A 4,659-nucleotide genomic window follows, 5' to 3' on the forward strand; every position below is an offset into this window, starting at 1 on the left:
ACACAGAAGATACTACACTCCCCCGGGGCGCGTCGTCACCCAGCTTCGCGCGCGTCGACACTGCCCCTATCCCACTCCAGGCCCAGGCTCCGGGCTGATCTCCCTAAATCCATAACCTGATCGCATAAAACCGGAGTGCCTTCCGGGAACTGGCGCTCCTGCGCTCTCGCGCATCCACGCTTACCCTTCAGGTCCTCCTTGATCTTCCCATAGCCAAACTTTATTTTTTTAGCGGCCCTCCGCCAGCGCCTTCCGCTCGCTGCCCGTGGCATCATGGCTGCTCCGCTAACGCTGCGCATCCATCATGCCCTCGATGGAAGCTTTACTTATGTCAGTATATATACTTACGGCGAAGCCAAACCTGGCGGCCGTCTTATCCCTTCGATCCTGGGAAGATAAAACGGCCTGGGCTGTGCGATCCGATCACGGCGAAGGCCAAGGAACCTGCTCCGCTGACGCTTCGCACGTTCTTCTAAAGGCAAAGCTTAAATGATACCGGGCGGCATACCTGCCGCCCAGAAAGTTCTGTAAAAAGCCGAGTCCGGGTGGGCTCGGCGAATGTGGCATCTGCGGAGCAGATGCAAACCAATTTTTCCCCCCGACCCGAAAAACCCTAAACGCGCGCTCCGCGCGCTCCTCTTCCGGCCTTCTTTATTTTACGTAAGTACGTGCATTTGTACGTAAATGGGTATGTCTCGCAATCTTTCGAGCGGTACGTATATACGTACCGGCTACTGGCATCTGCTGGCGCAGATGCTATTCCTATTCCACGGCGGTGTCTTACCCCACAGTGAGAAAAGCTTGCCGGAAGTATGAACATACCGATATACCGATAGAAATTGGCCGGAGTGCCTTCCGGCTATTTGCGCGGTTGCGCTGCGCGCCCCCGCGCTTTCCCGTCCCGGCACTCGTTCTACGTAGGACGTACGTATGTAAGTATATAGGTATAAACGATTTCTCCGTACCCCCCGAATTTATAGTGAGTGTTATTATCCGGAAATTTTTTAGAGATTTTTCTGATGATCTGTTGGCCAATAAATGCACTCAACTTTACCCTTAATCCGGTCTATTGTTAACCAATCATTCCACATATGACTGTCATAGCTATTATTTCGGTTATCTCCCAATACAAAGAGGGAATTGGCCGGAACTACTACTGGTCCATACTCATATTCCATAGGCTCTAAAATGTATGGTTCATCTAGCATATTGCCATTAATAAATACTTGGCCATTTTTTACTTGAACGGTTTCACCCGGTAAACCAATAACCCTTTTTAAGAAAAGGTCTTTAAGTCCCAGATACTCAGGTGGGTCAAATATTATCAAATCACCACGCTGAGGAGATTTAGACATATATGCTAATTTGTTTACCAAAACTCTATCATTTATATTTATTGTCGGTAGCATTGAACCAGCTGGAACAATCCTTCCTTCAAATTTCAAAAGACTGCTGATTATGCTATCAGTTATGTATACTGCTTGAAACTCCTCTAGCCAATATGTCGTATAACCCATTGACTCGGATATGAACCTAACTGGTACCATAGTTGTACCGTTAATCACTTTCCCAGGAACATCCAGATGAACCGGAACACTATTTTTTATTGCAGTAGATGATCCTATTTGAATTTTTATCAGATTATTTGCCTTGCTTGCTGTAACTGTTTGAGAGTCTTCATCCCATGATACTGTAGCTCCTATAGCTTCAAATATTGCTCTTAACGAAACCAGGGTTGTTCCATTTTCGATTATCGGTGGTTCATTACAGGTTAATATTCTGCCATTAAACAAGATAATTGGGGACGCTTGGGCTGGTAGGTTTATACAAATAATTATAAATATTGATAGCAGTATAGCAGTAATTGCCCTCGCTTGCTCTGGCAGCGAATAATGGGATAATATAAGCACAACTTTATGAAGCTAAATGTGGAAGGAGTGAAACCTATGGCGATGGATTTTTTCGTTTTTTTCAATGGCAACTGTCGTGAAGCGGTAGAGTTCTATGCGCAGGTTTTTGAGACCCCCGCTCCTCAATTTATGATGTATGGCCAGGCTCCGCCGAGCCCGGATGACCCCGTGCCCGAAGAGGTCCAAAACCTGATTCTGTACACCAGCTTGCCCATCAACGGCAGCAACATCATGTTTGCAGACAATACCCCCGGGCTGCCTTTTGTTAAAGGCAACAATGTGACCCTGGTTTACGGCAGCAAGAATGTTGAAGATATACAAACCTTTTTTGCACGTTTGAAAGCAGGGGGAACTGTTCATATGGAACTGCAAACCACCTTTTTCAGTCCCTGCTACGGTATGCTCACCGACAAATACGGCCTCATGTGGCATTTTTCCCTGGACAGCGGGGAGATGGGGGCTTAAGCGCACAAAGAAGATCAAATTGATACCAGGTGAGCTGGCAATAGGAAGGGGATTTCCTTTCCATTAAGGAAGCGCCCCGTTCGCCTACCCGGGCATAATAAGGGATGCCTAATGGCTGCCGTCGGACTGTTTAAGAAAGGCCGGCCAGGAAATTGAGCTAAATTGTTGGATATGATACCATACAAAAAAAGAATAACTTTCTACGGTCAAAGCAGTCTGATGATATTTCATGGCAGCAGGGAAATAAATCTTAGGTCAATATGATTGGCCCAGGTTTTTCCAGTGAGAATTCGGTTTACTTGGGTGGGTAGCCAATAGATAGGCTACCTGCCTTTTATTTTGGGAATAATTTAGCGAGGTGAATTCGTTATGCCAATTTGACAGGTGAAAATCTTACATTTTATCTGGACGGCGACTGCTCGTGCCGGAGTTCCGCTCTGCCGTTTTTCTGGAAGAAATAACATAATTGGAGAGTTGTTTTTATGATAAACTTCTGGCTTTCTATAGCCGTTTTTATTGTCGTTTACGGATTCATAATCGCTGAAAAATACCATCGATCGGTAACCGTCTGGGTAGCTGCGGCTGCTGTCATAACCCTGGGGTTGATAAATCAGAAAGAGGCTATAGAGCATGTCGATTTTAATACCCTTTTGCTGCTGGTGGGCATGATGGTTATAGTGGGAATCACCCGCAAAACCGGTGTGTTTGAATTTCTGGCCATCAAAGCGGCTAAAAAGGTAAAAGGGCAACCGGTCGCTCTACTGGTAGTATTACCGCTTATTCTCGCGGTGGCCTCTGCGTTTTTGGATAATGTCACCGCCGTATTGCTGATGGTGCCGATAACTTATGCCCTGACTGACCGGCTGGATATATCTCCGGTGCCATTTTTGTTTGCGGAGATTATTGCTTCTAATATCGGCGGAACAGCCACACTGATTGGCGACCCCCCCAATATTATGATCGGCAGCGCCACCGGCCTTGGATTTGTAGACTTTATCACTAATCTGGGTTTGCCTTCGCTGATAATCCTGGGGGTTACCTCCGTGATTATGGCATTGATCTATAAAAGAGAATTGGTGACTGAACCCGATAAAATTGAGAGCTTGATGGCCTTAAACGAGATCGACTTTATTGTGGAGTGGGCACTCCTGAAAAAATCACTGCTGGTTCTGGGGTTAACCATTACGGGTTTTCTATTGCACCAGGCGCTTCACCTGGAATCGGCAACAGTTGCCCTGCTAGGGGCCGGTGTGCTCATGCTGATATCAAGGGAGGATCCCGAAGAAACCCTGTTATCGGTAGAGTGGCCCACTATATTCTTCTTTGCCGGACTATTTATTCTGGTGGGGAGTTTGCAGGTCAACGGGGTTTTAAGTTATATTGCTCAAAATCTGATACTGATAACAGGTACAAATGTTCCGCTTTTAGGTACTCTTGTTTTATGGGTTTCAGCGGTAGCTTCAGCCTTTATCGACAATATTCCTTTTGTCGCTACCATGATTCCGCTCCTGCAAGAAGCGGGAGAGCTGGCGCAGATACCCATGGAATCCATCTGGTGGTCCCTGGCCCTAGGCGCCTGCCTGGGCGGCAACGGCTCGTTGATCGGAGCCTCGGCCAACGTAATTGTGGCCGGCATAGCCGAGCGGCATGGTAATCCGATCAAGTTTGTCGAGTTCTTTAAAATTGGATTTCCAATCATGATTCTGTCTATCATAATAGCAAATGTTTATCTGTATTTAGCTTATTGGTTGTAGATTTAAAAAGGACTGGAATACAATATACGTAGTTTGTAGCGGTGGAATTTGTTTATTAAAATTATAGAGGGGGAACGAGAGTGTTTAAAAGAATTCTGGTTGCAACCGATGGGTCCGGGTATTCGCGCCGGGCATTTATAACCGCCCTGGCAATTGCAGAAAAATTCGATGCCGTAATCGAACTGCTCTATGTAGCTGCTTCTGTGGATGCCGCTTCAGGGGCTGCCCCCGACATGCACGGGCAATATCTTATGACAGCCGAAACTGTCGCAGAGTCCGGCAAGAAGATTATGAAAAATACCATTGACGGAATAGACACCGGCCATGTGAAGATACTTCAGAAAACCATTGCCGCAAAACCTGCAGCCGGGATACTGAAGGAACTAAGGCGAGATTTCGATCTGGCAGTAATGGGAACCCGGGGGCATGGGCTATTGGCGGGCACGGTTTTAGGCAGTGTAACCCAGCGGGTTCTGGCCGACTCTCCTTGCCCGGTGCTGGTAGTCAAGTAATGCTATCGCCCGCCGCAC

The 4,659-nt window shown here is 46.9% G+C and carries 3 protein-coding genes and 1 pseudogene; 3 read left to right on the forward strand and 1 reads right to left on the reverse strand.

The features are described from left to right. Positions 1–1,004: 1,004 nt before the first annotated feature. Positions 1,005–1,793: a signal peptidase I gene (lepB, locus tag B3W37_RS12035; RefSeq protein ID WP_483175940.1), complete on the reverse strand. Its 789-nt coding sequence runs from the start codon at positions 1,791–1,793 to the stop codon at positions 1,005–1,007. Between the two features lie 153 nt (positions 1,794–1,946). Between lepB and B3W37_RS12040 the strand changes: the two genes are divergently transcribed. The 3 genes and pseudogenes from B3W37_RS12040 to B3W37_RS12050 all read left to right on the forward strand — a co-directional run bounded on the left by B3W37_RS12040 (position 1,947) and on the right by B3W37_RS12050 (position 4,641). Beyond that, positions 1,947–2,375 (forward strand): VOC family protein, encoded by a 429-nt coding sequence (locus tag B3W37_RS12040; protein WP_483175942.1) that lies wholly within the window; start codon positions 1,947–1,949, stop codon positions 2,373–2,375. A gap of 479 nt (positions 2,376–2,854) precedes the next feature. After that, positions 2,855–4,129, forward strand: a pseudogene (locus B3W37_RS12045) (ArsB/NhaD family transporter); the annotation flags it as partial. A gap of 80 nt (positions 4,130–4,209) precedes the next feature. Then, complete coding sequence (locus B3W37_RS12050) at positions 4,210–4,641, forward strand: universal stress protein (RefSeq protein WP_483175944.1); 432 nt, start codon at positions 4,210–4,212, stop codon at positions 4,639–4,641. Positions 4,642–4,659: the final 18 nt, after the last annotated feature.

The organism is Syntrophomonas sp. UBA5494 (assembly GCF_002426325.1).

Coding starts and splice junctions, on each gene's coding strand:
- B3W37_RS12040 (WP_483175942.1), top strand. CDS start 1,947: ATGGCGATGGATTTTTTCGTTTTTTTCAATGGCAACTGTCGTGAAGCG.